This is a genomic window from Pseudomonas sp. P97.38 (assembly GCF_001269745.1).
Lineage (GTDB): Bacteria > Pseudomonadota > Gammaproteobacteria > Pseudomonadales > Pseudomonadaceae > Aquipseudomonas > Aquipseudomonas chlororaphis_E.
This window is the reverse complement of sequence record NZ_LHVJ01000007.1, coordinates 49,222-73,934: the sequence shown is the minus strand read 5'-3', so window position 1 is coordinate 73,934 and position 24,713 is coordinate 49,222. Positions and strand designations below refer to the sequence as shown.

General features: G+C 63.3%; 25 protein-coding genes. 10 read left to right on the top strand and 15 right to left on the bottom strand.

Annotated elements, in window-relative coordinates:
- The first annotated feature begins 29 nt into the window (after nt 1-29).
- Entirely contained in the window at nt 30-1,298 is a 1,269-nt protein-coding gene (otnK, locus tag AD664_RS00730) for a 3-oxo-tetronate kinase (RefSeq protein ID WP_053143719.1), read from the top strand.
- Nucleotides 1,288-2,343, top strand: coding sequence for an AbrB family transcriptional regulator (locus AD664_RS00725; RefSeq protein WP_053143718.1), 1,056 nt, complete (start codon nt 1,288-1,290; stop codon nt 2,341-2,343). Before otnK ends, AD664_RS00725 begins: the two co-directional genes overlap by 11 nt.
- A gap of 64 nt (nt 2,344-2,407) precedes the next feature.
- Here AD664_RS00725 and AD664_RS00720 read toward each other — a convergent pair whose 3' ends face one another.
- Nucleotides 2,408-3,049, bottom strand: a complete 642-nt coding sequence (locus AD664_RS00720) for an aldolase (RefSeq protein ID WP_053143716.1) — start codon at nt 3,047-3,049, stop codon at nt 2,408-2,410.
- Nucleotides 3,046-4,008: a GntR family transcriptional regulator gene (locus tag AD664_RS00715; protein WP_047738912.1), complete on the bottom strand. Its 963-nt coding sequence runs from the start codon at nt 4,006-4,008 to the stop codon at nt 3,046-3,048. The genes AD664_RS00720 and AD664_RS00715 overlap by 4 nt, the downstream gene beginning before the upstream one ends.
- Before the next feature lie 237 nt (nt 4,009-4,245).
- On the opposite strand from AD664_RS00715, the gene AD664_RS00710 reads away from it, so the two are divergent.
- From AD664_RS00710 to AD664_RS00690, 5 genes are all read left to right on the top strand, one after another.
- The gene (locus AD664_RS00710; protein ID WP_083454105.1) at nt 4,246-5,217 is read left to right on the top strand and encodes a LysR substrate-binding domain-containing protein; all 972 of its coding nucleotides are present in this window, start codon (nt 4,246-4,248) and stop codon (nt 5,215-5,217) included.
- A gap of 115 nt (nt 5,218-5,332) precedes the next feature.
- Nucleotides 5,333-8,020 carry an aconitate hydratase AcnA gene (gene acnA / locus AD664_RS00705; protein WP_053143712.1) on the top strand — a complete coding sequence of 896 codons (2,688 nt, stop codon included), beginning with the start codon at nt 5,333-5,335 and terminating at the stop codon, nt 8,018-8,020.
- 19 nt (nt 8,021-8,039) lie between these two features.
- Nucleotides 8,040-9,092 (top strand): lactonase family protein, encoded by a 1,053-nt coding sequence (locus tag AD664_RS00700; protein ID WP_053143710.1) that lies wholly within the window; start codon nt 8,040-8,042, stop codon nt 9,090-9,092.
- A gap of 62 nt (nt 9,093-9,154) precedes the next feature.
- A complete protein-coding gene (locus tag AD664_RS00695; RefSeq protein WP_053143708.1) occupies nt 9,155-10,477 on the top strand; it encodes an MFS transporter in 1,323 nt (440 codons plus the stop codon).
- A 48-nt stretch (nt 10,478-10,525) separates the two neighbouring features.
- Nucleotides 10,526-11,257 carry a transporter substrate-binding domain-containing protein gene (locus AD664_RS00690; protein ID WP_047738907.1) on the top strand — a complete coding sequence of 244 codons (732 nt, stop codon included), beginning with the start codon at nt 10,526-10,528 and terminating at the stop codon, nt 11,255-11,257.
- 204 nt (nt 11,258-11,461) lie between these two features.
- On the opposite strand, the gene ppnN is transcribed toward AD664_RS00690, so the two are convergent.
- Nucleotides 11,462-12,835 carry a nucleotide 5'-monophosphate nucleosidase PpnN gene (gene ppnN, locus AD664_RS00685; protein ID WP_053143706.1) on the bottom strand — a complete coding sequence of 458 codons (1,374 nt, stop codon included), beginning with the start codon at nt 12,833-12,835 and terminating at the stop codon, nt 11,462-11,464.
- 217 nt (nt 12,836-13,052) lie between these two features.
- On the opposite strand from ppnN, the gene AD664_RS00680 reads away from it, so the two are divergent.
- Nucleotides 13,053-13,586 (top strand): DUF3087 family protein, encoded by a 534-nt coding sequence (locus AD664_RS00680; protein WP_053143704.1) that lies wholly within the window; start codon nt 13,053-13,055, stop codon nt 13,584-13,586.
- A 117-nt stretch (nt 13,587-13,703) separates the two neighbouring features.
- Complete coding sequence (locus tag AD664_RS00675) at nt 13,704-14,459, top strand: OBAP family protein (RefSeq protein ID WP_053143702.1); 756 nt, start codon at nt 13,704-13,706, stop codon at nt 14,457-14,459.
- A 183-nt stretch (nt 14,460-14,642) separates the two neighbouring features.
- On the opposite strand, the gene AD664_RS00670 is transcribed toward AD664_RS00675, so the two are convergent.
- The 7 genes from AD664_RS00670 to AD664_RS00640 form a co-directional block, all read right to left on the bottom strand.
- On the bottom strand, nt 14,643-14,825 hold the full coding sequence (locus tag AD664_RS00670) for a general stress protein (RefSeq protein WP_042730353.1): 183 nt from the start codon (nt 14,823-14,825) through the stop codon (nt 14,643-14,645).
- Nucleotides 14,826-15,042: 217 nt separating this feature from the next.
- Nucleotides 15,043-15,606 carry an ATP-dependent Clp protease proteolytic subunit gene (locus tag AD664_RS00665; protein ID WP_042730354.1) on the bottom strand — a complete coding sequence of 188 codons (564 nt, stop codon included), beginning with the start codon at nt 15,604-15,606 and terminating at the stop codon, nt 15,043-15,045.
- A 106-nt stretch (nt 15,607-15,712) separates the two neighbouring features.
- Nucleotides 15,713-16,768: a DNA topoisomerase IB gene (locus AD664_RS00660; protein ID WP_053143700.1), complete on the bottom strand. Its 1,056-nt coding sequence runs from the start codon at nt 16,766-16,768 to the stop codon at nt 15,713-15,715.
- A gap of 196 nt (nt 16,769-16,964) precedes the next feature.
- Nucleotides 16,965-18,044: a molybdenum ABC transporter ATP-binding protein gene (gene modC, locus AD664_RS00655; protein ID WP_053143698.1), complete on the bottom strand. Its 1,080-nt coding sequence runs from the start codon at nt 18,042-18,044 to the stop codon at nt 16,965-16,967.
- Between the two features lie 3 nt (nt 18,045-18,047).
- Complete coding sequence (gene modB / locus AD664_RS00650; protein WP_053143696.1) at nt 18,048-18,728, bottom strand: molybdate ABC transporter permease subunit; 681 nt, start codon at nt 18,726-18,728, stop codon at nt 18,048-18,050.
- Entirely contained in the window at nt 18,729-19,481 is a 753-nt protein-coding gene (gene modA / locus AD664_RS00645; protein WP_047738903.1) for a molybdate ABC transporter substrate-binding protein, read from the bottom strand.
- Between the two features lie 205 nt (nt 19,482-19,686).
- The gene (locus AD664_RS00640) at nt 19,687-20,766 is read right to left on the bottom strand and encodes a nitronate monooxygenase family protein (RefSeq protein ID WP_053143694.1); all 1,080 of its coding nucleotides are present in this window, start codon (nt 20,764-20,766) and stop codon (nt 19,687-19,689) included.
- Nucleotides 20,767-20,913: 147 nt separating this feature from the next.
- Here AD664_RS00640 and AD664_RS00635 point away from each other — a divergent pair, with 147 nt between their 5' ends.
- Nucleotides 20,914-21,402, top strand: coding sequence for a GyrI-like domain-containing protein (locus AD664_RS00635; protein ID WP_042732069.1), 489 nt, complete (start codon nt 20,914-20,916; stop codon nt 21,400-21,402).
- Here the strand turns inward: AD664_RS00635 and ada are convergent.
- The 5 genes from ada to AD664_RS00610 form a co-directional block, all read right to left on the bottom strand.
- Nucleotides 21,366-22,439 carry a bifunctional DNA-binding transcriptional regulator/O6-methylguanine-DNA methyltransferase Ada gene (gene ada, locus AD664_RS00630; protein WP_042732068.1) on the bottom strand — a complete coding sequence of 358 codons (1,074 nt, stop codon included), beginning with the start codon at nt 22,437-22,439 and terminating at the stop codon, nt 21,366-21,368. The two genes, AD664_RS00635 and ada, sit on opposite strands and share 37 nt — an antisense overlap.
- Nucleotides 22,440-22,527: 88 nt before the next feature.
- Nucleotides 22,528-23,208 (bottom strand): DNA oxidative demethylase AlkB, encoded by a 681-nt coding sequence (gene alkB, locus AD664_RS00625; protein WP_053143692.1) that lies wholly within the window; start codon nt 23,206-23,208, stop codon nt 22,528-22,530.
- Nucleotides 23,195-23,917 (bottom strand): 2OG-Fe(II) oxygenase, encoded by a 723-nt coding sequence (locus tag AD664_RS00620; protein WP_053143918.1) that lies wholly within the window; start codon nt 23,915-23,917, stop codon nt 23,195-23,197. Before AD664_RS00620 ends, alkB begins: the two co-directional genes overlap by 14 nt.
- A gap of 123 nt (nt 23,918-24,040) precedes the next feature.
- Nucleotides 24,041-24,226, bottom strand: coding sequence for a hypothetical protein (locus AD664_RS00615; protein ID WP_053143690.1), 186 nt, complete (start codon nt 24,224-24,226; stop codon nt 24,041-24,043).
- A gap of 21 nt (nt 24,227-24,247) precedes the next feature.
- Nucleotides 24,248-24,550, bottom strand: a complete 303-nt coding sequence (locus AD664_RS00610) for a DUF1883 domain-containing protein (protein WP_053143688.1) — start codon at nt 24,548-24,550, stop codon at nt 24,248-24,250.
- Between the last annotated feature and the right edge of the window lie 163 nt (nt 24,551-24,713).

Sequence of the window (24,713 nt, the reverse complement as noted above, 5' to 3'; positions counted from 1 at the left end):
CAGGCGAGACCGGGCCCGAGGAGCGAACAGTGAGTCAATTACTACTGGGTTGCATCGCCGATGATTTCACCGGCGCAACGGACCTGGCCAGTACCCTGGTGAGCGGCGGGATGCGAACGTTGCTGGTGATCGGCATTCCACAGGGGCCCCTGCCGGCGGACATCGATGCGGTCGTGATCGCCCTGAAAAGCCGGACCATTGCCAGCGAGGCCGCCGTCAGCCAGTCATTGCAAGCGTTGCAGTGGCTGCGCGGGGCGCAATGCCGGCAGTTTTTCTTCAAATACTGCTCGACCTTCGACTCCACTCCCCAGGGCAACATCGGCCCTGTCGCCGACGCCTTGGCGCAGGCTCTGGGCGTGTCGTTCGTCGTGGCGTGCCCGGCTTTTCCGGAGAACCAGCGCACCCTGTTCCAAGGGCACCTGTTTGTCGGCGATGTGCTGTTGAGCGAGTCGGGCATGCGCAATCATCCGCTGACGCCCATGACCGATGCCAACCTGGTGCGCGTGCTGCAGCAGCAGACGGGCAGGGCGGTGGGATTGGTTGCGCACGAGGTCGTCAGGCAAGGCGCGGACGCCATTTCAGCTCGCTTGCAGTCTCTCCAGGCCCAGGGTTTCGGCTACGCCATCGTCGATGCCATCGAAGATGAGCATCTGCATGCGATTGGCACGGCGCTGGCCCACCATCCGCTGATCACGGGGGGCTCCGGCGTGGCCCGGGGCTTGCCAGGCAATTTCCGGCGCGCCGGTTTACTCGGTGAAGCTCAGGCTGCCTCGGTGCTGCCCGTGCTCGAAGGGTTCGGTGCGGTGGTGTCGGGCAGTTGTTCGTTGGCAACCAACGGGCAGGTCGAGCATTGGCGCAAGGAGAGGCCAAGCTTCGCCATCGATCCGTTGCAGTTGGCCAATGGGCAGGACTTGGTGCGCGCCGCCCTCGAATGGGCCCAGGGCCTGCTCGCGGCCGGGCCGGTCTTGATCTACGCCAGCGCTGCTGCCGATTCGGTGAACCGTGCCCAACAGGCACTTGGCGTTGAAGCCGCCGGCCAGCTCGTGGAAGAGGCCTTGTCCGCCATCGCCGTGGGGCTCTACAACCTGGGCGTGCGTAAATTGGTGGTGGCGGGTGGCGAAACGTCTGGGGCGGTCGTCAAGGCGCTCGGGATCAAGGCCCTGAGAATCGGCACCACGATCGACCCCGGTGTGCCCTGGACCCTCGGCCTGCGAGACGATCCGCTGGCGCTGGCACTCAAGTCGGGCAATTTCGGCTCGGTCGATTTCTTCGAGAAGGCGTTGGCCTGTGCGCCTTAGGGCATTGTTCACCTCGCTGGGGCGGTGGTGGGCGACCCCGGTCGTCGGTGCGGCGGGCGCCTGGCTGGCCAGCGTCTTCCATTGGCCGCTGCCCTGGATCATTGGCTCGATGCTGGCGGTCATCCTGGTGCGTTGCCTGGGTGGGCCCCTGGGGGAAATACCCTATGGCCGCCTGTCAGGCCAATGGATGATCGCCACCTCTATCGGCCTGCATTTCACACCGGCGGTGCTGGAGCAGATCCTCGGGCATTTCGTGATGATGGCGTCCGCGGCGGTTCTGACGATGCTGCTGGCACTGCTGGGCATCGCCTTCATGCAGCGCAGGGGCATGGACCTGACCACTGCATTCTTCGCGTTCATGCCGGCGAACTTCTCCGAGATGATCCAGGCCGGCATCCGGCACAAGGCCAATGTCAGCCAGATTGCCGCTGCGCACAGCATGCGCCTGGTGCTGATCGTCCTGTGCGTGCCGCCGGCGATGTTCTTCACCGCTCAGGTCTCACCCTCGGTGGTTCCCGCGCGTCTGCCAAGTGACTGGCATTGGTTGCTGCCGCTCCTGGCAGGCGGGGCGCTCACGGCCGTCATCTGGAAGCGCTGCCGGTTGCCCAACCCCTGGATGTTCGGCCCCATGGCCTGCTGTGCCGTGGTCACGGCTGCCTGCAACGTGCAAACCGCATTGCCGGTGGAGCTCAGTCACTATGGGCAGTTGATGATTGGCTGCGCCCTGGGCGGTTACTTCGACCGGCAGTTCTTCCGCTCCTCTCCGGCCTTCCTGCTCAAGGTGTCGGTGTTCACGGTGATCATGATCATGTCGACCGTGGGGCTGGCGGCGCTCATCGGGCTTTGGCTTCATGTCCCGCTGATGACGCTGGCCCTAGGGATGATGCCGGGCAGCAGCACGGAAATGTACCTGACCGCCGAAGCATTGAACCTGGCCGTGGGGGTGGTGACCGCGATGCAGATCATGCGGCTTGTCGTGGTGATGCTCTGTGCCGAGCCGATCCATGGCGCATGGCTGAAGTATCTGCGCAATCGCCGCATGTGAGGCCGGGAAACCACGGCGCGGCCCCGGCAGGCACTGCTGCATCCGGGGCGCGAGGGCGCCGGCGTCACCAGTTGGCGGCGAAAACGCTGCGCAACTCCTCGATCGCGCGCTCGTCCAGCGGCGCCGGCTTGGGGTCGCTCATCAGCCAGAGCTTTGCCGTCTCCTCCAGCTCCTCCAGCGCGAAGCTGGCCTTCGATACCGAACTTTCCCACACCACCGGACCAAGGCGCTCCAGCATCACGCCCCGCACACGCTGTGCCCATAGCGCCACTTGCGCGGCGACCTCGGGCGAGCCCGGCCGTTGATAGGCGATCAGGGGAATGTGCCCGACCTTCATCACTTGATAGGGCGTCAAGGGCGGGAGGATGTCGTCGTCGCGCCAGACGCCTGCCAGGGTCAGCGCCACGAGCGCGGTCGAATGGGTGTGCACGACGCCGTTGACGGTTGGATTGCGGTCGTACACCTGCCGGTGCAGCGCCAAGGTCTTGGACGGCTTGCTGCCGGAGACCCAACTGCCGTCCCGGCTGACTTTGGCGATCTGCGCGGGCTCCAGCCGGCCCAGGCAAGCGTCCGTCGGGGTGATCAGCCAGCCATCTTCCAGGCGCGCACTGATATTGCCGGCGCTGCCAACGGCATAGCCGCGGGCATACAGGCTTGCGCCAACGGTGCAGATTTCTTCGCGCAGTTGTTGCTCGTGATGACTCATCGTGGGTGTTCCTCGGTGGCCGTGACAGCGCCGTGCTCGGGGTCGAGTGGGCCTGGGGCGTCGGTTGATGATGCACGCCGCGCCAGGATGGGGGATTTTTCCGCCAACGAGCCGCTCAGGTGCTGGCTCATCAGGCGCGCCGCCTCGACGTTGTCACCCTGTTCCACTCGCTCGATCATCTGGATGTGTTCGGCGCACTGTTTGTAGAAGCGGTTGCGGTCGATCATCGAGCGGTATTCGATCAGCCGCCGCATGTTGTTCATCTGCACCAGGATCATGTGGTAGAGCGGGTTGCCCGAGAGCTGGATGAACGCTTCATGGAAGCGAATGCCGCTTTTGAGCAGCACGTCGGCGGGCAGGGTCTCGATGCCGCCGTCGAGCAGGCTCTGCTGCTCTTTCTTCAACTGTAGAAGTTTGCTGGCATCAGGCTGGTAAGTCTGTTCCAGCAGCGCCGCGGGTTCGATCAGCGAGCGCACCTTGTAGATCTGTTCGAGGCTTTCCGGGGTCTTCGCCACATCCAGCAAGCGCCAGCCGTAACCGGGTTTCGGCGTCACCCAGCCGACGTTCGCGGCACGGTTGAGCACGTCGACGACCTGGGCTTTTGTCAGGTCGTAGCGCGTGCGCAGCATGTGTTCGGTCACTTCTGCGGGAATGGCGTTGTTCAGCCAATCCTCGGAGAGGCGGTAATAGGCTTCTGGCTCCTCCAACGGGACCCCTTCATCGTGGATATTTGTCACGGGGACCAGGGCGTCGAGGACGAAGAAACCACGATTGGGCCGTTGTTCGAGGGCCGATTGGTCCGCCAGCAGCACCAGTGCCTCGCGGGCAGGCGAACGCGAGACGTTGAACTGGTCAGCCACTTTCTGCGCGCTGAGATGATCGCCCGTGGCCAATTCTCCGGTCTGGATTTTCTGCCGGATCTGTGCGGCGATTCGTTGCACCAGGGCGCTTGAAGCCATGTCTGTCGTTACTCAAGGCATTGAGGGGAAGGTTGACCTTGCTTCGGCCTCGCTGGACCGGAAAGGTATTTCGCAAGTATTGCATTTTGGCGCACCAATATGAAAACTGCTTGGAGATTTCAGCCGATGGGAGCCATCGCAGGCGTTAAGTTATCCGATTTTTCATAAAATTGTACTTTGTTGCATTGCAAAGCAATTTAGACTGGCGTCTAGTAGGCATGCGGGCTCGCCAGCCCGATGGATCAACGACCGCAAGGCACTCACGCCAGCCTCTCCACCAGGAATCAACGGGTGCGATACGACATTACCAGCCTGGACCTTTTCATCACCGTCGCCGAGGAGCGCAACCTGACCCATGCGGCCCGGCGCCGGCACCTGGCGGTGTCGGCGATCAGCAAGCGCATTTCCGAGCTCGAAGCCCAGGTGGGCTCCTCGCTGTTGATACGTAACGCACGGGGCGTGGACCTCACGCCGGCGGGGCAATCGCTGCTGTTCTATGCCCGCCAGGTCAAGCAGACCCTTGAACAACTGGATCATGAACTGGGCGACTACGCCACCGGCGTCAAGGGCCATGTCCGTATCCATGCCATCACCTCGGCGCTGTCCCAGTTCCTGCCGGACGACGTGTCGCGTTTCGTGGCGCTCTATCCGCAGATCAAGTTCGACATCGAGGAGCGGGTGGGGTCGGCGGTCATCCGGGCCGTGGCCGATGGTCGTGCCGACCTGGGCATCATCGCGGCCCAGACGCCGGCTCAGGGCCTGGAAACCCTGCCTTATCGCGATGATGAACTGACCCTGGTCGTGCCGGGAGACCACCCGTTGGCGGCCCGCGAGTCGGTGCGTTTCAAGCAGGTCCTGGCCCATGAGTTTGTCGGGCCGCATCTGGAAAGCTCGATGCACACGCTGCTGACCGACGAGGCGCAAAAGCTGGGCAAGGTGCTCAAGCTCAGGATCCGTATCAGCAGCTTCGACTGCATGTGCCGCATGGTGTCGACGGGCCTGGGGCTCGCCGTGCTGCCGCGCAGCGTGATCAACCAATACCTGCGCAGCCACAGGCTCAAGGCCGTGACCCTGGATGAACCCTGGGCGCGCCGTTCGCTGTTGCTGGTCTGCAAGAAATACGACACCGCTTCACCCACCCTCAAAGCCTTGATCGAACACCTGAGTCATCGCCACGACACCAGAGCGTTCTGCGATAGAGAACGCTGACGTGGCAATTGATCAATTTTCACCCGCAGGGGTTGCTCCTACTATCGGTTGATCAGCGGTAACGACTGGTTAACCCGAGCCCCGCGACCTTATAAAAAAGCCTGAGCGATAGAGCATGACCGAGACTGCCCGCGACTTCATCAATCATCTGCAGATCGATGGCACACCCTATGCCTACATCGATTTGAACAAGATGTTCTCACCCCAGCAGCTATCGAAGCTGCCTTATTCGATACGCATCCTGCTGGAGAACGTCGCGCGCTGTTCCCCTCAAGCGCTGCCCTCGGTCATGGCGCGTGCCATTGGCGAGGGCCCTGATTGCGAGGTGCCTTTCCAGCCAAACCGGCTGATGTTCCACGACACCACATGCCTGCCGGCGCTGGCGGATTTCGCCGGGATGCGCGATGTGGTGGCCGAGCTGGGCGGCGATCCGCAAGCGATGAACCCGTTGATCCCTGCCGTCCTGACGATCGACCATTCGGTGATCGTCGAGCATTACGCCGAGGCCGATGCCGTCGAGCAGAATCTGGACATCGACTTCCGACGCAACAGCGAGCGTTACCGCTTCATCAAGTGGGCGCAGAAGAGCCTGGACAACTTCGGTGTGATTCCCCCTGGCACCGGCATCATCCATCAGATGAACATGGAAGCGCTGGCGCAGGTGGTCTGGGAAAGTCGCAGCGAAGACGGCCAGCGTCTGCTGCACCCGGACGACATGGTCGCCACCGACAGCCATACGCCGATGATCAACGCGATTGGCGTGCTGGGTTGGGGCGTGGGCGGCCTGGAAGGGCAGGCCGCGATGGTCGGCGAGCCGGTGCCGATCAGTTTCCCGAAAGTGGTGGGCATCCGCGTGACCAACGCCCTGCGCCCCGGTGTCACCGCCACCGACCTGTCGCTGCATGTGGCCGAGATCTTGCGCAAGCGCTCGGTGGTCGGCAAGTTCGTCGAGTTCACTGGCCCTGGGTTGTCTTCGTTGAGTTGGGCCGCTCGCGGCACGGTCTCGAACATGGCACCTGAGTACGGCGCCACGGTGGTGTTCTTCCCGTTCGACGACGAGACGCTGGCGTACTTGAAACTCAGCGGTCGTTCCGAGTCTTTGTGCAACCGTGTCGTCGGCTACATGCGCGCCCAACCGTTGTGGCGCCGCGACGCGTTGCTCGAACCCCGGTTCGATGAATGGATCGAGTTGGACCTCGACAGTATCGAGCCGAGCGTGGCCGGACCTCACCAGCCGCACCAGCGGCGAAAACTGTCCGATGCCGCGGCGTCGTTTCGCAACGAAGTCATGGGGGGCGCCAACCTGATTGCCGGGCCGGTCGAGCAGACGTTCTTCGAGCCTTCCTTCAAGGAGCCGATCACCCATGGCGCGGTGGTCATGTCCGCGATCACCAGTTGCACCAACACCGCAAACCCGTCGCAGATGATCCAGGCCGGGCTGTTGGCGCGCAAGGCGCGCCAGTTGGGCCTGCACCGCAAACCGTGGGTCAAGACGTCGCTGTCCCCGGGCTCCAGGGTAGTGGCCGACTACCTGGCGGATGCCGATCTGCTGGAAGATTTCCGCGCGCTGGGCTTTGACCTTGCCGGCTTTGGTTGCATGACCTGCATCGGCAACTCGGGGTCCCTGCAGACGCAGGTCGAGCAGTTTGCCGACCAGGGCCTGAAGGGTGTCGTGGTGTTGTCGGGTAACCGCAACTTCGAGGGCCGGGTCAACCCCAAGGTGCCTGCCGGCTACCTGGCGTCCCCGGCCCTGTGCGTGGCCTACGCCATCGCCGGCACCATCGATATCGACCTTGAGTCCCAGGCGCTGGCCACGGACCGCGAGGGCAACCCGGTGTACCTGCGTGACCTGATGCCGTCGGATGCCGAGATTGCCGCGCAAGTGGCGAAGGTGGTCAAGCCTGAGTTCTTCCAGCAACGCCTGGCCAAGGTGTGGGACGGCACGCATCATTGGCAGTCGTTGTCGGCGGAAGGGAGCGTGCAGTTCCCGTGGAGCCCGGATTCGACTTACCTGCGCCGCCCGCAATACCTGGCCGATATCAGCGCCGAGCCGAAGTCCAGCCTGGCCATCCGCGCGGCGCGCACCTTGCTGGTGTTGGGCGACAACGTCACCACCGACCACATCTCGCCGGCCTACTCGATTCCCGCCGATAGCCTGGCCGGCCAATGGTTGCTGGAGCGTGGCGAACACCCCGAGGACCTGAACCAGTATTCCACGCGTCGCAGCAACCACGAGGTGATGCTGCGTGGCGCGTTCACCAACAAGGCCGTGAAGAATCGCCTGTTGGGCGACAGCCATCCGGGCCTGGGGGCCTGGGCCTGGAACGCCGACCACACCCAGTGCCTGCCGTTGTTCGAGGCTGCCCAGAGCTATGCCAGCCAGCACACGCCCATGCTGGTGTTCGCCGGCATCAACTATGGCGCCGGCTCCAGCCGCGACTGGGCGGCCAAGGCCCAGGCCCTGCTGGGGGTGAAGGCCGTCGTGGCGCGGAGCATCGAGCGTATCCACCGCAGCAACCTGATCGGCATGGGGGGCATCCCCCTGCAATTCATGCCCGGGCAGTCGGTCGACGATCTGGCATTGCAGGGTGACGAGCGCTTCGACTTTTTCGGCCTGGATGACCTCGATGTGGGCGACAACCCCGTGAGCATGGTGATGCAGCGGGCCAACGGCGAGTCGTTGCAGGTGTCGCTGAACGTGCGTATCGACTCCCTCCAGGAGATTCGCTACCTGGTCAACGGCGGTGTGCTGCCGTTCGTGATCCGCAAGGTGGTCCAGCGCACGCAGCGGCCCGTCGTCTGATACCCGGAGAATGCCCCCTATGTTCGCCTATGTTGGATCAAGAACCACGCGCGAGCGCAACGCTCGCGGCGAGGGCATCAGTGTCTATAAAGTGGACCAGGAGCAGGGCACGCTGGCGCTTGTCCAAGTGGTCAAGGCGCTGGTGAACCCGTCTTTCCTGGCCTTGAACAAGGCCGGTGACCGGCTCTACACCGTTCACGGGGACCAGAGCGGCGTGAGCGCCTTCAGCATCGACAAGACGACTGGCAGGCTGACCTTCCTCAACCGGCAGGGCTGCGAAGGCCAGAACCCGGTGCACCTGGCGCTGGACCCTGGCGAGCGATTCCTGGTGGTGTCGAACCACCTTACCGGCTCGCTGGCAGTGCTTAACGTGGAAGAGGACGGGGCGCTCGGGGCGGTCAACCAACTGCTCGAACTGGAAGGACCGATTGGCCCTCATCGGGTCGAGCAGCCGTTCTCCAAGCCGCATTTCAATGTCTTCGACCACACCGGCCAGTTCGTGCTGGTGCCGGACAAAGGCCTGGATCGGGTGTTCAGCTTTCGATTCGACGCGGGCCAGTTGTACCCGGCCGCCCAACCCTTCGTGGCGACTCGCGAGGGGGCCGGGCCGCGGCATCTGGCGTTTCACCCCCACGCGCCGTTTGCCTACGTGATCAACGAGCTGGACAGCACCGTCACCACCTATCGCTTCGACGCTCGGACGGGGGCACTGGCAGCGCTTCAGAACCTGCCGTCGTTGCCTGCGACCTTCACCGGCAACAGCCGGGCGTCGGAAGTCGAAGTGGATCGCAGCGGCCGTTTTCTCTACGCCTCCAACCGGGGTTACGACAGCGTGGCGGTGTTTGCCATCGATCCGGACGGCGGTTTGTTGAGCCCGGTGCAATTCACGCCCACTGACGGCAAGACGCCCCGTTTCTTCGCGCTCACACCCAATGGGCAGTTTCTTTTCGCACTCAACGAAGACAGCGACACCCTTGTCTCGATGGCCGTGGACCCGGACACGGGTGGCCTTGCCAGGACAGGGTTTTCGGTTTCGACGGGCAGCCCTGTCTGCATGGTCTTCTCGCCCTGAGCGTTCTGATCCACCCCCTGCAATGACACCAGCAGGTTACCGCCTGCTTCAACGAGGTCGCCATGAACAATAACAAGCCTGATGAAGCCGCGATCGTTCGCAAGGTTACCCTGCGAATCATCCCTTTCGTTTTCCTGCTCTACATCGTCTCCTATCTCGACCGTGCCAACATCGGCTATGCCGCCCTGCAAATGAACAAGGAGCTCGCCCTGTCCAGCGAGGCCTTCGGTTTCATCTCGGGGATCTTCTTCATCGGCTACTTCCTGTTCGAAGTGCCGAGCAACGTGATGTTGAACAAGTTCGGCGCCAGGGTCTGGATCGCCCGCATCCTGGTGACCTGGGGTTGCATCGCCGCCCTGACCGCGTTCGCGCAGACCGCCAACCAGCTCTACATCCTGCGTTTTTTCCTCGGTGTGGCCGAGGCCGGTTTTTTCCCGGGCATCATCGTCTACCTGACCTTCTGGTTTCGCGCCAAGGAACTGGCCACCACGGTGGCGCTGTTCACAGCGGCGATCCCGGTGAGCTACATCATCGGCGCGCCCATGAGCACCTGGATCATGGACAACGTCAGCTGGTTCGACTGGAGCGGGTGGCGCTGGATGCTGTTCCTGGAAGGCATTCCCGCGGTGTTCCTCGGTGTTGCCTGCTTCTTCTACCTGACGGACCGCCCCGAACAGGCCAAATGGTTGAAGTTTGAGGAGCAGCAATGGTTGATCGCCGAGTTGGAGCGCGATCGCCTGAGCCGCAAGGACGTCAAGAGCCTGGGCGTCTACAAGACCATGACCCACCCCAAGGTCCTGTACCTGGCGTTCATCTATTTTGTCTACCAGTGCGGCAGCCTCGGCGTCGGCTACTGGATGCCACAGATCATCAAGGGCTTTTCCGAGTCACTGACCCATACGCAGATTGGCCTGATCGCAATGCTGCCGTACATCGTCGCCACGGCGGCGATGATTCTCTGGTCGCGGCATTCGGATCTGCGCAATGAACGCAAGCTGCATTCGGCCCTTCCATTGTTGATGGCCGCGCTAGGTCTGGTCGGTGCGGCGGTGCTGGGCAATCCATTCCTGGCCATGGCGATGATCTGCATTGCGCTGTCCGGGCTCTACAGTTTCAAATCGCCGTTCTGGGCCTTGCCGACGCTGTTCCTGGACCGCGCCACGGCGGCGGTGTCCATTGCGGTGATCAACTCCATCGGCAACCTTGGCGGCTTCGTCGGGCCGTCGCTGATCGGCCTGGTCAAGGGCACCAGCCACAGCGCCGCCAATGGTTTGTTGTTCCTCAGCGCGTTGTTGCTTATTGGCTTCCTGATGACGCTGTTCATGCGGGTGACCAACCGGCCAGCGCCCGACGCCGGGGCGGCCTTGGGGCGCCAGGCCCATTGAGACTGACGCCTTGTCCAGGCAAGGCTTTCACTGAACCAGGAGCAAGCAATGAGTGTTATCAGCCAAGCAGTAATCGATCAGTTGGCGCCGCAAGGCCTGCTGCGGGCAGCCATCAACTTTGGCAATCCGGTGCTGGCGCAAAAGGCTGGGGACGGGTCGCCCCAAGGGGTATCGGTCGCCCTGGCACGGGCGCTGGCCGAGGAACTCGGCGTACGCCTGGAGATGATCACGTTCGATGCGGCCGGCAAGGTCTTCGCGGCACTGGAGGAGGGGGTATGGAACGTCGCCTTCCTGGCGATCGAGCCGGTGCGTGAGGAGCAGATCGCGTTCAGCGAACCCTACGTGATCATCGAAGGGACATACCTGGTGGCTGCGGACTCGCCTTACCGGCAGGTGGAAGACCTGGACCGGCCGGGCCTGCGGTTGGCCGTCGGCAAGGGCGCGGCCTACGATTTGTTCCTGTCCCGGACGCTGGAGCATGCGCAGCTTGAGCGCGCACCGACATCCGCGGGCGCGGTGGATCTGTATGTTGAACAGGGCCTGGATGCGGCGGCCGGCGTACGCCAGCCCCTGGAGCAGGTCGCGGCGCGCAACCCACGGTACCGGGTCCTCGACGGCGCGTTCACGTCCATCCGGCAGGCGATGGCCGTGCCACGTCGCTGCGAAGCCGCAGCGGCCTACGTCCGGGATTTCATCGAGCGTAAGAAAGCCGAAGGCTTTGTCCACGCCGCATTGGCCGCCAGTGGGCAGGCTGACGTGACGGTGGCGCCGTCAGCGTGAAGTGAGAGGAGGGTGGGGTCAGTGCTTTCGAAAGCAACCTCACCCCCCTAGGCTGTGTACGAAATAGTTTGAAACGCAGGTTAGGCAAGGCAAAAACCGGCGAGGAAGCGCAGTTGACTGGTTGTCAATGAGCATTCCGAACCGGTTTTTAACGCCGCATAACCAAGTTTCAGGCTATTTCGTACATAGCCTAGGGCAAACCCGTCAGGTCACCACGCGATAGCACGGGACATACGCCGCGCCGCCGGGCAGTTTCATGCGGTGCTGGGCGACGAAGGCCTGGAGCAGGCGGTCGAGGGGTTCCATGATGGCGGGGTCGCCGTGGATCTCGTACGGCCCGTGTTCCTCGATCAGGCGAATGCCCTTGTCCTTGACGTTACCCGCCACGATGCCCGAGAACGCCCGGCGCAGGTTGGCGGCCAGTTCGTGGGGCGGCAAGTCGCGGCTCAGGCCCAGGCTGGCCATGTTGGCGTGGGTCGGGTCGAACGGGCGCTGGAAGCCTTCGTCGATCTTCAGCAGCCAATTGAAGTGGAACGCGTCGTTGCGCTCGCGGCGGAACTGCTTGACCTCCTTGAGGCCCTGGGTCATCTGCCGCGCCACTTCGGCCGGGTCATCGATGATGATCTGGTAATGCTTCTGCGCTGCTTCGCCCAGGGTCGCGCCGACAAAGGCGTGCAACTGGTCGAGGTACGGCGCCGCGCTTTTCGGCCCGGTCAGGACCACCGGGAAGGGCAGGTCCTGGTTGGACGGGTGCATCAGGATGCCCAGCAGGTAGAGGAACTCTTCCGCCGTGCCGGCACCGCCCGGGAAAATGATGATGCCGTGGCCGACGCGCACGAAGGCTTCCAGGCGCTTCTCGATGTCCGGCAGGATCACCAGCTCATTGACGATCGGGTTCGGCGCCTCGGCGGCGATGATGCCCGGCTCGGTCAGGCCCAGGTAGCGGCCACCATGGATGCGCTGCTTGGCGTGGGCAATGGTGGCGCCTTTCATCGGGCCCTTCATCACGCCCGGACCGCAGCCGGTGCAGATGTCCAGGCTGCGCAGGCCCAACTCGTGGCCGACTTTCTTGGTGTACTTGTACTCTTCGGTGTTGATCGAGTGCCCGCCCCAGCACACGACGATTTTCGGCTCCACGCCAGGGCGCAAGGTGCGGGCGTTGCGCAGCAGGTGGAAGACGTAGTCGCTGATGCCCTGGGACGAGCTGAGGTCGATGCGCTGGCTGTCCAGTTCGTTTTCGGTGTAGACGATGTCGCGCAGGGCGCTGAACAGCATTTCCCGGGTGCTGGCGATCATTTCACCGTCGACGAAGGCATCGGCCGGTGCGTTCAGCAGCTCCAGGCGCACGCCACGGTCCTGCTGGTGAATACGGATCTCGAAGTCCTTGTAGGCTTCGAGGATGGTCTTGGCGTTGTCGACATGGGCGCCGGTATTGAGGATAGCCAGGGCGCACTGGCGGAAGAGGGTGTAGATACTGCCGGAACCGGCTTCACTCAGTTGCTGGACTTCGCGCTGGGACAAGGTCTCCAGGCTGCCCTTTGGGCTCACCGAGGCATTGATTACATGTCTTTGAGTCATTCAGCGTTCCTTGAAAACGATGCCGTGCACACAGAGGCGGCATCTTGAAAAATACGTCCACGGGCAAAGATCGCACGATCCTTGCGGTATCGCCATGGGCTTTGATCCGGATCCTTCGGATCGGTTGCCGCACACAATGCGCCCCAGCATAGCTAAATCGACCGGGCAGGCGATAATGCGCGACTCTTTTCATGCCATACAAGGAAATTGCCCCGCGATGTTCGAGATCAAACCGTGGGACGCCGGGATCTACCGGCAGCAGACCCGACGCAGCACCTTCATCCTGGCCGTGACGTTCCTGGCGCTGGCGATGTTGCTCTCCAGCCTGGCCGTGATGTTCTTCGGTACGCCCGGAGGCGACAACCTGCGCTTCAATCTGGGGGGCGTGATTGTCGCGGTGCTGGCGATGGTCGCATTGCTGCGCGGGTACTTCTGGTCGCAGCCGTGGATGGCTGCGGCGGTGTACGGCTGGCAGCTCAAGCGCAGCCTGATGAGTGTTACCAATGTCATGCACCAGGTGAAGGCCGGCGTGCAGGCCGAGGACCCGGCGGCGATGAAACTGCTGCGGTTCTACCACCTGGGTCTGGCCCAGATGTATCAGTTGGACGCCAACTCCAGCGACCAGGGCTCGTTGGCCCGCGAAGCCGATGACCACCTGGCGAAGATGCAGGCGCTGGGCCTGGAGGGTGAACAACCCCGCCTGGATCCGGCCTGGATCGACGCGGTTAAACGCGTGCCGGGCGGGCGTTGATCGGACCGGAGGCAGGCACTGGGTCGAGGGGGCCCGCCCGTCGGTTGGTCGCCAGGAAAATCAAACCGGCGTGACCGAGCGTCATTCTCATGTCCTGTCATGGACAGGAGAAACGACATGCCAGGTAAAAGCGTTTATACGTGGGCAGTGCTGTGCGCAGCAGCGGTCGGCTTGACCGGCTGCGCGGGCGGTAACACCGACTCGCCGGTGAGCGCGCCGGGAGCGGCGAAAACGCCGACCACCGCGGCGCTGGAAGCGGGGGCGGGGCTGATGCAGGACAAACCTGCGCTGCGGGCGCTCGACACCTACCTCGACGGCTTCCATTTCTATAACGGCCGGATGTCCGGGCAAATGGAGGCGCATCACTACTGCTCGGCGCTGAACGAGGAAGTGTTCCAGTGTGCGATCTTCGATGGCAATACCTCTGGCGCCAAGTTGATGGGGGTGGAATACATCATCAGCAAGCGTTTGTTCGAAGGGTTGCCGGTCGCTGAAAAGCAGCTCTGGCATAGCCACGTGCATGAGGTGAAGTCCGGGCAGTTGATCGCGCCCGGGATTCCCCAGGTGGCCGAAACTCGCCTGATGGAAAACCTGATCGGCACCTACGGAAAGACCTGGCATACCTGGCACACCGAGTCGGGTCAGGCCCTGCCTTATGGCGTGCCGCAATTGATGATGGGGTTTACCGCCGATGGCCAGATCGACCCGCAACTTGTGCGTGAACGGGACAGTCGGATGAACGTGGACAGCGATGCCAGGAAAGCGGCACGCGCCGGTATAAAGACTCCGGCGATAGATAAGGGCGCGGATGCCTGGCAAAGAGGACAGGTATTTCAAATCAAGGGGCCGGCGGGCGTACCAGCGCATGAATAACGGGGGCGCTATGACGGTTTGTCATAAGGGACGGTTTGTCATAAGAATAGGTATTCGGCATTGTTTAAACGCGGTGGCGGTATTGTTCTGTTTGAAGTTGACGATAAAACCGCGCAGCGCTCATGTGTTTGATTGCCCGGCACCAGGGCGCAGCCAGGCTGCGCCCCAGCGGATCTTCAGGGGTTACGACTTCCTGCCACCGCCGCCTTGGCCGCGTTCGTTGCCTTTGCTGCCGGCGCCAGAGCCTTTCTGACGGTCGTTGGTGTTGTTGCCGCCCGACGCCTGTCCGCCTTTCTTACCGGCTTCAGATGCTTTGTCACGATCATTTGCGAAGTTGCCTGGGTTTTTGTTTCCGCTGTTAGCCATTTCGAGAATCCTCAGTGTGGTTTAAAGCGAGCAACGTGCCTCGCATTAAATGTGAAAGGTCAGCGGCGGGGTAAGTTTAAAAAAAGCGTTGTGCTGGCGACGAGTGGTCGTAATTTTTTAATTAAGATGTTGCTTCGCCGCTTCGTTTCGTTGTTGTTGGAGATTGAGGGTTTTCATAATTAACGACGGCACTATCATGTTTATTGATGTTGCGCGCTTAGTCTTCGCCGCCGCTGACTTTCCAATGCCTGGCGTCCGCCGGGAACACCACCTGCTCGACCCGATGGGCGATGCCGAAAGCCAGGGAGTTCTCTGCCGGGATGACCCGCTCCTCGTTGCACAGGCACTTGAAGATATCCAGCTGAGTGGCGGCCCCGGCGGTTTCCTTGACGTAGATTTCCACGTACCGCGCCACGTCGTTGTCCAGGCTGGACAGGTATTCGCGCAAGCGCGAGTGATCCACCGATTTCTGCCCGAAATACCAGTTCATGGGATGGATCAGAAAGCGTGAATGGGGCGTGGTGGTGCGGTCGCTGGCGGCCAGGTACATGACGATGCCCATCGACTCGATATTACCGGCGTTCACCGCACGCACCGGCACCGGCAAGGACTTGATGAAGGTGTACAGGGTAAAGCCGAAGTTGGTGCTGCCGCCCACCGTGGACAGATTGAGCATCAGCGAGTCCGCGCCTTTCTCGATGGCTTCCAGGCAATTGTCACGGAAGCGCTCGGTGGTTCCCTGATCGATCTGGCAATGAAAATGGACAATGTGTTCGGACATCGCAGACTCCTGTCGATTTCACGCGTGTGGTGTTGCGCGAGCGCACAGTGTTGGGAGTTCAGCCTTGGCCGGATGTTCCTGATGGACGAGCCGTCGTTCGTGACCGTCAGTACCCGAACTTCGCCTCGCAGGCTTGCGTGGCTTGCGCCACCCGCTTCAGAAACATCGTCAGCCCGGCTTCTTCTATGCTCAGGCCCTTGCGCACCCGAGGTTTGGGCAGTTCCTTCAGTGTGCCGAGCAGGAAACCTTCCAGCACCGCAGGGTGAATGTAGCATTTGCGACAGACGCTGGGCGTGTTGCCCAGTTGCCGGGCGACCTGCTTGACCATTTCGGCAACGTGTTTTTTCGCTTCGGTCTCGGTTTCCCAATGCAAGGCCCGCAGCCCGGCCAGGGCCGCCGCGCTGCCGGCCCAGGTGCGGTAGTCCTTGGCGGTGAAATCGGCGCCGGTGAGGGACTTGAGGTAAGCATTGATGTCCGATGAGCTGACGGTGTGGCGCTCGCCGTCTTCATCGAGGTACTGGAAAAGGTTTTGCCCGGGGATTTCCTGGCAGCGCTTGATGATCCGCGCCAGGCGCCGGTCTTTCACGGTGATCTGATGCTCGACGCCGCTCTTGCCTCGGAACTGGAAAGCGATGGCGCTGCCGTTGACCTCGACATGCTTGTTGCGCAGGGTGGTCAGGCCGTAAGAGCGGTTTTCGCGGGCGTACTGGGGATTGCCGACCCGGATCAAGGTCACGTCCAGCAAGGTGATCACCGTCGCCAGGACTTTGTCGCGGCTGAAGCCGGGCTGGGCCAGGATTTCCTCCAGGCGCTTGCGCAGGCGGGGCAGGGCACGCCCGAACTCCAGCATCCGCGAATATTTGTCCGCGTCGCGCACTTCACGCCAGCGCGGATGGTAGCGGTACTGCTTGCGACCACGGGCATCGAGGCCGGTGGCCTGGAGATGACCGCGCGGGTCGGTGCAGATCCACACATCGGTGTAGGCCGGCGGCACCACGAGGGCATTGATGCGCTGGATCTCGGCCGCGTCGGTAATGCGTTGGCCCGTGGGGTCGAAATAACAGAATTTGCCCCGCAACTTCTTGCGGGTGATGCCGGGCGCCGTGTCGTCGACGTAATGCAGGTCGGGCGGCAGGGCGTCCGGGGGCAGGGTGTCGGGCATGAAAAAATCCTTGGCAGCAAATCCGGTGGCCTATGGAGGATGGACCGCGGGCCCGAGCGGTCGTGCCAAGTTTCTCAAGGTGCCGGTCACCCTGGTGGGAGCGAGCTTGCTCGCGAAAGCGGAGGGGCGGCTGGAATCGAGGTTGAATGTGCCGCCGTCTTCGCCAGCAGGCGGGCTCCCATGGTAGATCGGCGACCTAAGCCAGCACCGCCACGGCCTTGATCTGCGCCCAAAGCGCCTGCCCCGGATGCAACTTCAACTGATCACGGGAATAACGCGTGATACGCGCCAGCAGCGGCGTCCCACCCGCCTCCACGCGAATCAGCACATGAGCGGCATTATCAGCGGCCAACTCACTGACCACCGTGACCGGCAGACGATTGAGGATGCTGGTCTGGGCATCGTTCGCCAAACTGAGGCTGACATCCCGCGCCTGAACCTTGAACCGCAACGGTTGCCCCAGCCCCAGCGGCGTGTGGGTCACGCGGATGTTCAACTGGCTGTCGGGCAGGTTCAGCGTCAGCAGTTGATAAGCCGGGTCATAGCCGCTGACCTTGCCCTGGATCATCACGCCGGCGTCATCGCCCAGGGCCAGCGGCAGGTCGAGGCGGGCCAGGGTTTCGCCGATCGGTCCGCTGGCCAGGGCGCGACCGGCCTCGAGCAGGACGATATGGTCGGCCAGGCGCGCCACTTCGTCCTGGGAGTGGCTGACGTAGAGCACCGGAATGTCCAGCTCATCGTGCAGCCGTTGCAGGTACGGCAGGATCTCGTTCTTGCGCCGGGTGTCGAGGGACGCCAGCGGCTCATCCATCAGCAACAGTTGCGGGCTGGTCAGCAGGGCGCGGGCAATGCCGACCCGCTGGCGTTCACCGCCGGACAGGTTGTGTGGCTGGCGATCGAGCAAGTGACCGATGCCCAGCAGCTCGGTTGCCTGTTCCATCACCACGCGTCGCTGGCCAGGGGCGATGCGCTTGAGGCCGAACGCCAGGTTGTGCCGCACCGACAGGTGGGGGAACAGGCTGGCTTCCTGGAACACGTAGCCCAGGGCTCGTCGATGAGGCGGCACGAACACCCGGCGTGCGGCGTCTTGCCAGATTTCGCCGTTGACTTCGATGAAGCCTTGCGCCGGTCGCTCCAAACCGGCAATGCAGCGCAGGCAGGTGGTCTTGCCGGAGCCGGATTGGCCATACAGCGCAGTCACGCCACGGCCTGGCAGTTGCACATCCAGATCGAGGGAAAAGTCCCCGCGATCGAGCTGAAAACGCGCGTGGATCATCGATCAGCTCCAACCGGCACGGCTGCGGCGGCTGGAGTACAGCGCCAGCAGCACCACGAATGAAAACACCAGCATGGCCGCGGCCAGCCAGTGGGCCTGGGCATATTCCAGGGCCTCGACATGGTCGTAGATCTGCACCGAGACCACCCGGGTCCTTTCGGGGATGTTGCCGCCGATCATCAGCACCACGCCGAACTCGCCGACGGTGTGGGCGAAGCCGAGGATCGCGGCGGTCACGAACCCGGGCCGGGCCAGCGGCAGGATGACGCTGAAAAACGTGTCCCAGGGCCCGGCCCGCAGCGTGGCGGCGACTTCCAGAGGGCGGCTGCCGATAGCGGCAAAGGCGTTTTGCAACGGCTGCACCACGAACGGCATGGAATAGATCACCGAGCCGATGACCAGCCCGGTGAAACTGAAGGTGAGGGTGCCCAGCCCGAGGGCCTGGGTGAACTGGCCGATCCAGCCGTTGGGCCCCAGCGCCAGCAGCAGGTAGAAGCCGATTACCGTGGGCGGCAGCACCAACGGCAGTGCCACCACCGCACCCACCGGCCCGCGCAGCCAGGACTGTGTCCGTGACAACCACAGGGCAATGGGTGTACCGACGAGCAGCAGGATCACCGTGGTCAACGACGCCAGTTTCAGGGTCAACCAGATGGCGGCGAAGTCGGCGGTGGTCAGTGGCATTTAGCGTTGGTAACCGTAGGCTTGGATGATGGCGGCGGCTTTCGGACCCTTGAGGTAATCCACCAGCGCGGCGGCGGCGGGGTTATCCCGGCCCTTGCTGAGGATTACGGCGTCCTGTTTGATCGGGTCGTGCAGCTCGGCCGGGACGATCCACGCCGAACCGCCGGTCACCTTGCCATCCTTGTAGATCTGCGACAAGGCCACGAAGCCGAGTTCGGCGTTGCCGGTGGAGACGAACTGATAGGCCTGGGTGATGTTCTGGCCTTCGACGATCTTGCCCTTGACCTGGGCGGTCAGCCCCAGCTTGTCCAGCACCTGGGTGGCAGCCAGCCCGTAGGGCGCGGCTTTCGGGTTGGCGATCGACAGGTGTTGGAACGCGTTGTCCTTGAGCACTTGCCCCTTGGCGTCGACGTAGCCGTCCTTGGCCGACCACAGCGCCAGGGTGCCGATGGCGTAGGTGAAGCGCGAGCCCTTGACGGTATCGCCTTCGCTCTCGAGTTTGGCCGGAGTGGTGTCGTCGGCGGCAAGAAAGACTTCGAACGGCGCACCGTTCTTGATCTGCGTGTAGAACTGGCCGGTTGCGCCATAGGCCGCCACCAGTTTGTGGCCGGTGTCTTTTTCGAAGTCGGCGGCCATGGCCTGGATCGGCGCGGTGAAGTTGGCGGCGACCGCCACTTGTACTTCATCGGCCTGGACGGTGCCGACGGCCAGGAAGGTGCTCAGCAACAACGGCAGTAAAGGGGTGGGACGCATTGAAGACTCCAAGGGGTGGGGTGAGTTCGCTGTATACGGAAATATATAGCGAATGCCCGACAAACGGAATGCGACTTTTTGCGACAGGTTCGCAAGCGGCGGCGCAGCTTTCGCGAGCAATCTCGCTCCCACAGGGAGGGTGTTGGATTCAACCGGTCCCTTGTGGGAGCGAGCTCGCTCGCGAAGCCGCTCTACCTGGCGGCGCTCATCCCAAGGCGCGACCCGGGCCGTGGAGCCGCGCCAGCGTCTCGTCGGCCAGCCGCCGGGTCAGTTCGCCCGCTGGCAATTCGCGGCCCAGGGGAAACGCCTGGCCGGCCCAGAGGTTGCTGAAATCGGCCTCATCCTTGGCGCGCAGCGGCATCAGTGCGCCACCGGCGAGGGGGAAGGCCGGGGCCAGCGGGCTCATCGAGCCCACTTCGCGCATCACCCGATTGACGATGCCCCGGGCCGGGCGGCCGGTGAACAGGTTGGTCACAGCGGTCTGGCTTTCCTTGGCCGTACGCAACGCGCGGTGATGGGACGGGCTGACCTTGGCTTCCGGCGTGAACAGGTAGGCGCTGCCCAGTTGCACCGCCGAGGCGCCCAGGGCAAACGCCGCGACGATCCCACGCGCATCGCCAATGCCACCGGTGGCGATCACCGGCACCTTGACCGCGTCCACCACCTGCGGCAGCAAGGCGAACAGGCCAACCTGGGTGTTGAGGTCATCGCTGAGGAACATGCCGCGATGGCCGCCGGCCTCGTAGCCCATGGCGATGATCGCGTCGCAACCTTGCTGTTCCAGCCAGACCGCCTCTTCGACGGTGGTGGCCGAAGAGAGGATTTTCGCGCCGGTGGCTTTGACCCGCGCCAACAGGGATTTTTCCGGCAGGCCGAAGTGAAAGCTGACCACCTTGGGCCGCATCTGCTCCAGCACGCGGCAGGCCGCGTCGTCGAATGGCGTGCGGTTGGACACCGGCGTCGGCGCGTCGAAATCGGCACCCAGTTCCTGGTAGTAAGGTTTGAGCCGCTGCTTCCAGGCCTCGGCGCGTTGTGCGTCGAACGCCGGCGGCTGGTGACAGAAGAAATTCACGTTGAACGGTTTGTCGGTCTGTTCGCCGATGCTCGTCAGCGCCTGGCGCAGTTGCTCGACGTCGAGCATCGCCGCCGGCATCGAGCCCAGGCCGCCGGCATTGCAGGTGGCGACCACCATGGCCGGCCCGGTGACCCCGGCCAGTGGGCCCTGGATGATCGGCAGCTCGATACCGAGCAGGTCAAGGATACGGGTGTCTGGCCACTGGCTCATGGTGCGGGTCTCCGACGGCAGAAGGAAACAGCGGTTTTAACAGGTGTGAGCGGGCCAGGGCCAGTCGAGTTTTTCAATCCGGCCCTGGTACTTGATCCCGATGGCGAGCGGGTTACCATGCAGGTCCACTTTCAAGGAGCCCGAGGCATGGACGTAAAACTCAAGACTGTCGAACCCTTCAGCGTCGCCGGCCTGCAGGTGCGCACCCGCAACGCCGACGAGCAGCAGCCCGACACCGCCAGGATCGGCCCGATGTGGCAGCGGTTCTTCACCGAAGGCTTGTTCGACGCGATCCCGGCCAGGCAGTCGGAGTCGTTCGTCTACGGCGTGTATTCCAATTACGAGTCCGACGCCACCGGACACTTCGATGTGACGGCGGGCGTGCAGGTCGATGCGACGAGCGCCGGCTACCCCGCCGTGGACATCGAGGGCGGGGATTACCTGGTGTTCTCGGCCAAGGGGCCGATGCCCGACTGCGTGATCCAGACCTGGGGCCTGATCTGGGCGTATTTCGCCGACAACCCGCAAGCGGTACGCCGTTTCACCACCGATTTCGAGGTCTACAGCGGTCCTGAATCGGTGGCGATCTACATCGGCGTTCAATCCCCCGACGAGCGTTCGCGCGCCAGCAACTGACGCTTGCGCTCCACGCCCCAGCGATAGCCCGACAGGTTGCCGTCGCTGCGCACCACCCGGTGGCAAGGGATCGCCACCGCCAGGCTGTTGGCACCGCAGGCCTGGGCCACCGCCCGCACGGCCTTGGGCAGGCCGATGCGCTGGGCGATCTCGGCGTAGCTGGCGGTGCTGCCGGGTGGAATGTCCCGCAGGGCTTGCCAGACCCGCTCCTGGAACGCCGTGCCGCGCAGATCCAGGGGCAGGTCCAGGCCCAGCGCCGGCGCTTCGACGAAGCCCACGACCTGGGCGATCAACTGCTCGAACGCCCGGTCGGCGCCGATGAGGTTGGCGCGGCGGAATTTGTCTTGCAGGTCCCGCACCAGGGCATCCGGGTCATCGCCCAGGAGGATCGCGCACACGCCACGCTCGCTCTGTGCCACCAGGATCGCGCCAAGGGAGCATTGGCCGACGGCAAAGCGAATGTCGGTGTTCTGGCCGGCGGCGCGGTAGTCGGTGGGTTTCATGCCGAGGAGTTTGTCGGCCGCCTCATAGAAGCGGCTGTTGGAATTGAACCCGGCGTCGTACAGCGCGTCGGTGACGCTGCTGCCGTCGGCCAGGCGTTCACGCAGCTTGCGTGAGCGGTGGGCGGCGGCATACGCCTTGGGTGTCAGGCCGGTGACCGCCTTGAAGACTCGATGAAAATGAAATGGGCTCAGGCCCGCGTGCTGCGCCAGTTCGCTCAGGCTCGGCAGCGTCTCGGCCGTCTCGATCTGCCGGCACGCGCCGGCGATGCGCGCGGCGTGCTGGGCGGCGACCTGGGTCTGGTCCCGGGCGGTGCGCTTGCTCGGACGGTAGCCCGCGGCCTCGGCCTGTTGCGCGGTGTCGAAGAACTCGACGTTGCGCGGGTTGGGCCGGCGCGACAGGCTGCTGGGGTGGCAATAGATCCCGGTGGTCTTCACGCCATAGACGAATTGCCCATCGGCGCGAGGGTCGCGGGCGAGCACGGCGGCCCAGCGTGGATCCTGTTCGGCGGCGAGGTGTTTCGAAGTGCTGTTCATGGTCGTTCTGTCCATTGGCCCGTTTTGCCTACAGTAGCGAGCCTGCGAGGCGACGACACTCCGGGTCTTGCGGTCGAATTCTGCAGCCTCAACCGGCGGTGCGGAAGGTCAGGTTGATCCGCTGGGCGCCCAGGGCCGGGTGCAGGCCTTCCTTGAGCGCCAGCACGCCGTGATAGCGCAACCGGTCGACGCCGCCCCAGACCACGATGTCGCCATGAAGCAGGGCGATGCGCTGACACTTGTCGCCACGCTCGAACCCGCCGAACTGAAACACCGCCGGCAAGCCCAGGGAGACCGAGACGATGGGGGCATCGAGGGCGCGTTCGTCCTTGTCCTGGTGCAAGGACATCCGCGCGCCGGGTACGTAGCGGTTGATCAGGCAGGCGTCCGGCTCGAAGCCTTCGAACCGGGCGTGGCGGGCGGCCGCTTGGGCCAGCTCGCGGAACACCCCCGGCATCTCGGGCCAGGGCTGGCCGCTCTGCGGGTCGTGGGCGGTGTAGCGATAGCCCCTGCGGTCGGTGGTCCAGCCCAAGGCACCGCAACTGGTCAAGGCCACCGACATGGTAAAGCCACCGGGAGTGACCATCTGCCGGAAGGGCGCAGCCTGCAATACCTTTTCCAGTGCGGGTAGCAGACGCTCCAGCCATGGCAGGGCGAACCCGCGCAACACGAACGATTGCTGGCCGATCGGCTCGATCCGCCCGGACGTGGTGGTGGCCTGGTCCGCGAACAGGTCCAGGGTGACCGGCGTGTCGTTACTGCGCATCATGAAAGATGATTCCCAAGGTGTGGCGGCGGCCGCTGTGCACGCGGCTGACGCCATGGCGCATGTTCACCCGATAATACCCGCGAACGCCCTGGACCGGTCGCTGGTGCACGGCAAACACCAGTGCATCGCCCTGTTTCAGATCGACGACCTGGGGCCGTGACTGTTGGCGCGGGCGCTGTTCGGTCAGGACGAACTCACCGCCGGTGAAGTCGCGGCCCGGTTCCGACAGCAGGATCGCCACTTGCAAAGGGAACACGTGCTCGCCGTACAGATCCTGGTGCAGGCAGTTGTAGTCCTGGGGGCCGTATTGCAATAACAGCGGTGTAGGGCGCTGCTGCCCGGCGGCATGGCAACGCTGGATGAAGTCGCCGTGGGCGATGGGGTAGCGCACCGTCAGGCCCATGTGTTCATTCCAGCGATTCGCCAGCGGCACCAGCAGCGGGTACAACGATTCGCGCAGTGGCTGGACGATGTCGGGCAGCGGGTAACGGAAATACTGGTACTCACCGCGGCCGAACCCGTGACGGGCCATGATCACCCGGGAGCGGAACAGCGCGGGCTGCGCGTACAAGTTGCTGAGTTGTCGACATTGCGTTACGGATAACAGATTGCGCACGACAGCGCTGCCGTCCTGATCGAGACTGTCTGTCAGGGTTGGCCAGTCGATTGCGGCGAGGGAGTGGGCGAGCGAGTGGGGGAGAGGGTGCATGATGACCAACTTGAACGCGTAGGATGGGCCAGTTTGCCGAGTGTTCCATCGCCCGCCACCCCGGATCTTGCGTTGACAATCCTCGCCACACCTCTCTCCCGGACCACTGAACTGCACAGGCGCCTACAGCGCCTTGCTGACCTTGACGTCGGTGATCACATCGTCGGTCTTGTCGTGCAGCGCCTGCAGGGCGGCCAGGGCTTCTTCTTGGGTGCCGGTTTCCAGTTGCGCGAATTCGAAACGACGTTCGTCGTTGAGCTTGTACTTGATGACGTATTTGGTCGTCTGGGCCACGGTTTTGCCTGTCATGAAGGTGGGGGATGCTTCAGCTCAGCTCAGCTTGGAGCTGGAGCGCCGGATGATCTTGATCTTGTGGGTCAGGTTCGGCTTGCGCGTGACGCTGATGGCCCGGCGGCTGACGGTGTCGATGGTAATGTTCCAGAAACCGGTGCTCGGGGCGGTAATCCGCGCCGGGAAGGTATCGAACGCGCCGCCGTGGTAGGTGTGCCGGCCGCCGTTCTTGAAGCTGCGGAAGTTGGCGTCGTTCATCAGCCGGATGTTGCACATTTGGGAGCATTCGATGACGACAATGTCGTCTTCGTTCAGGTGCTCGCGCTGGTGGATGAATTTCATGGGCGCCTCCAGAAGGGCTTTTTCTACAAAATCAAACGATAGCAAGGACAATGGTGTGCAGTTTATCAGCCTCAAGGGGTAATATCCGGCCCGCGTCCCAGGCTTTGGTCATTTATTGCAGGAAGCGCAAAAAAAGACGGTGGGCGCTGGAGAAAAACAGCGT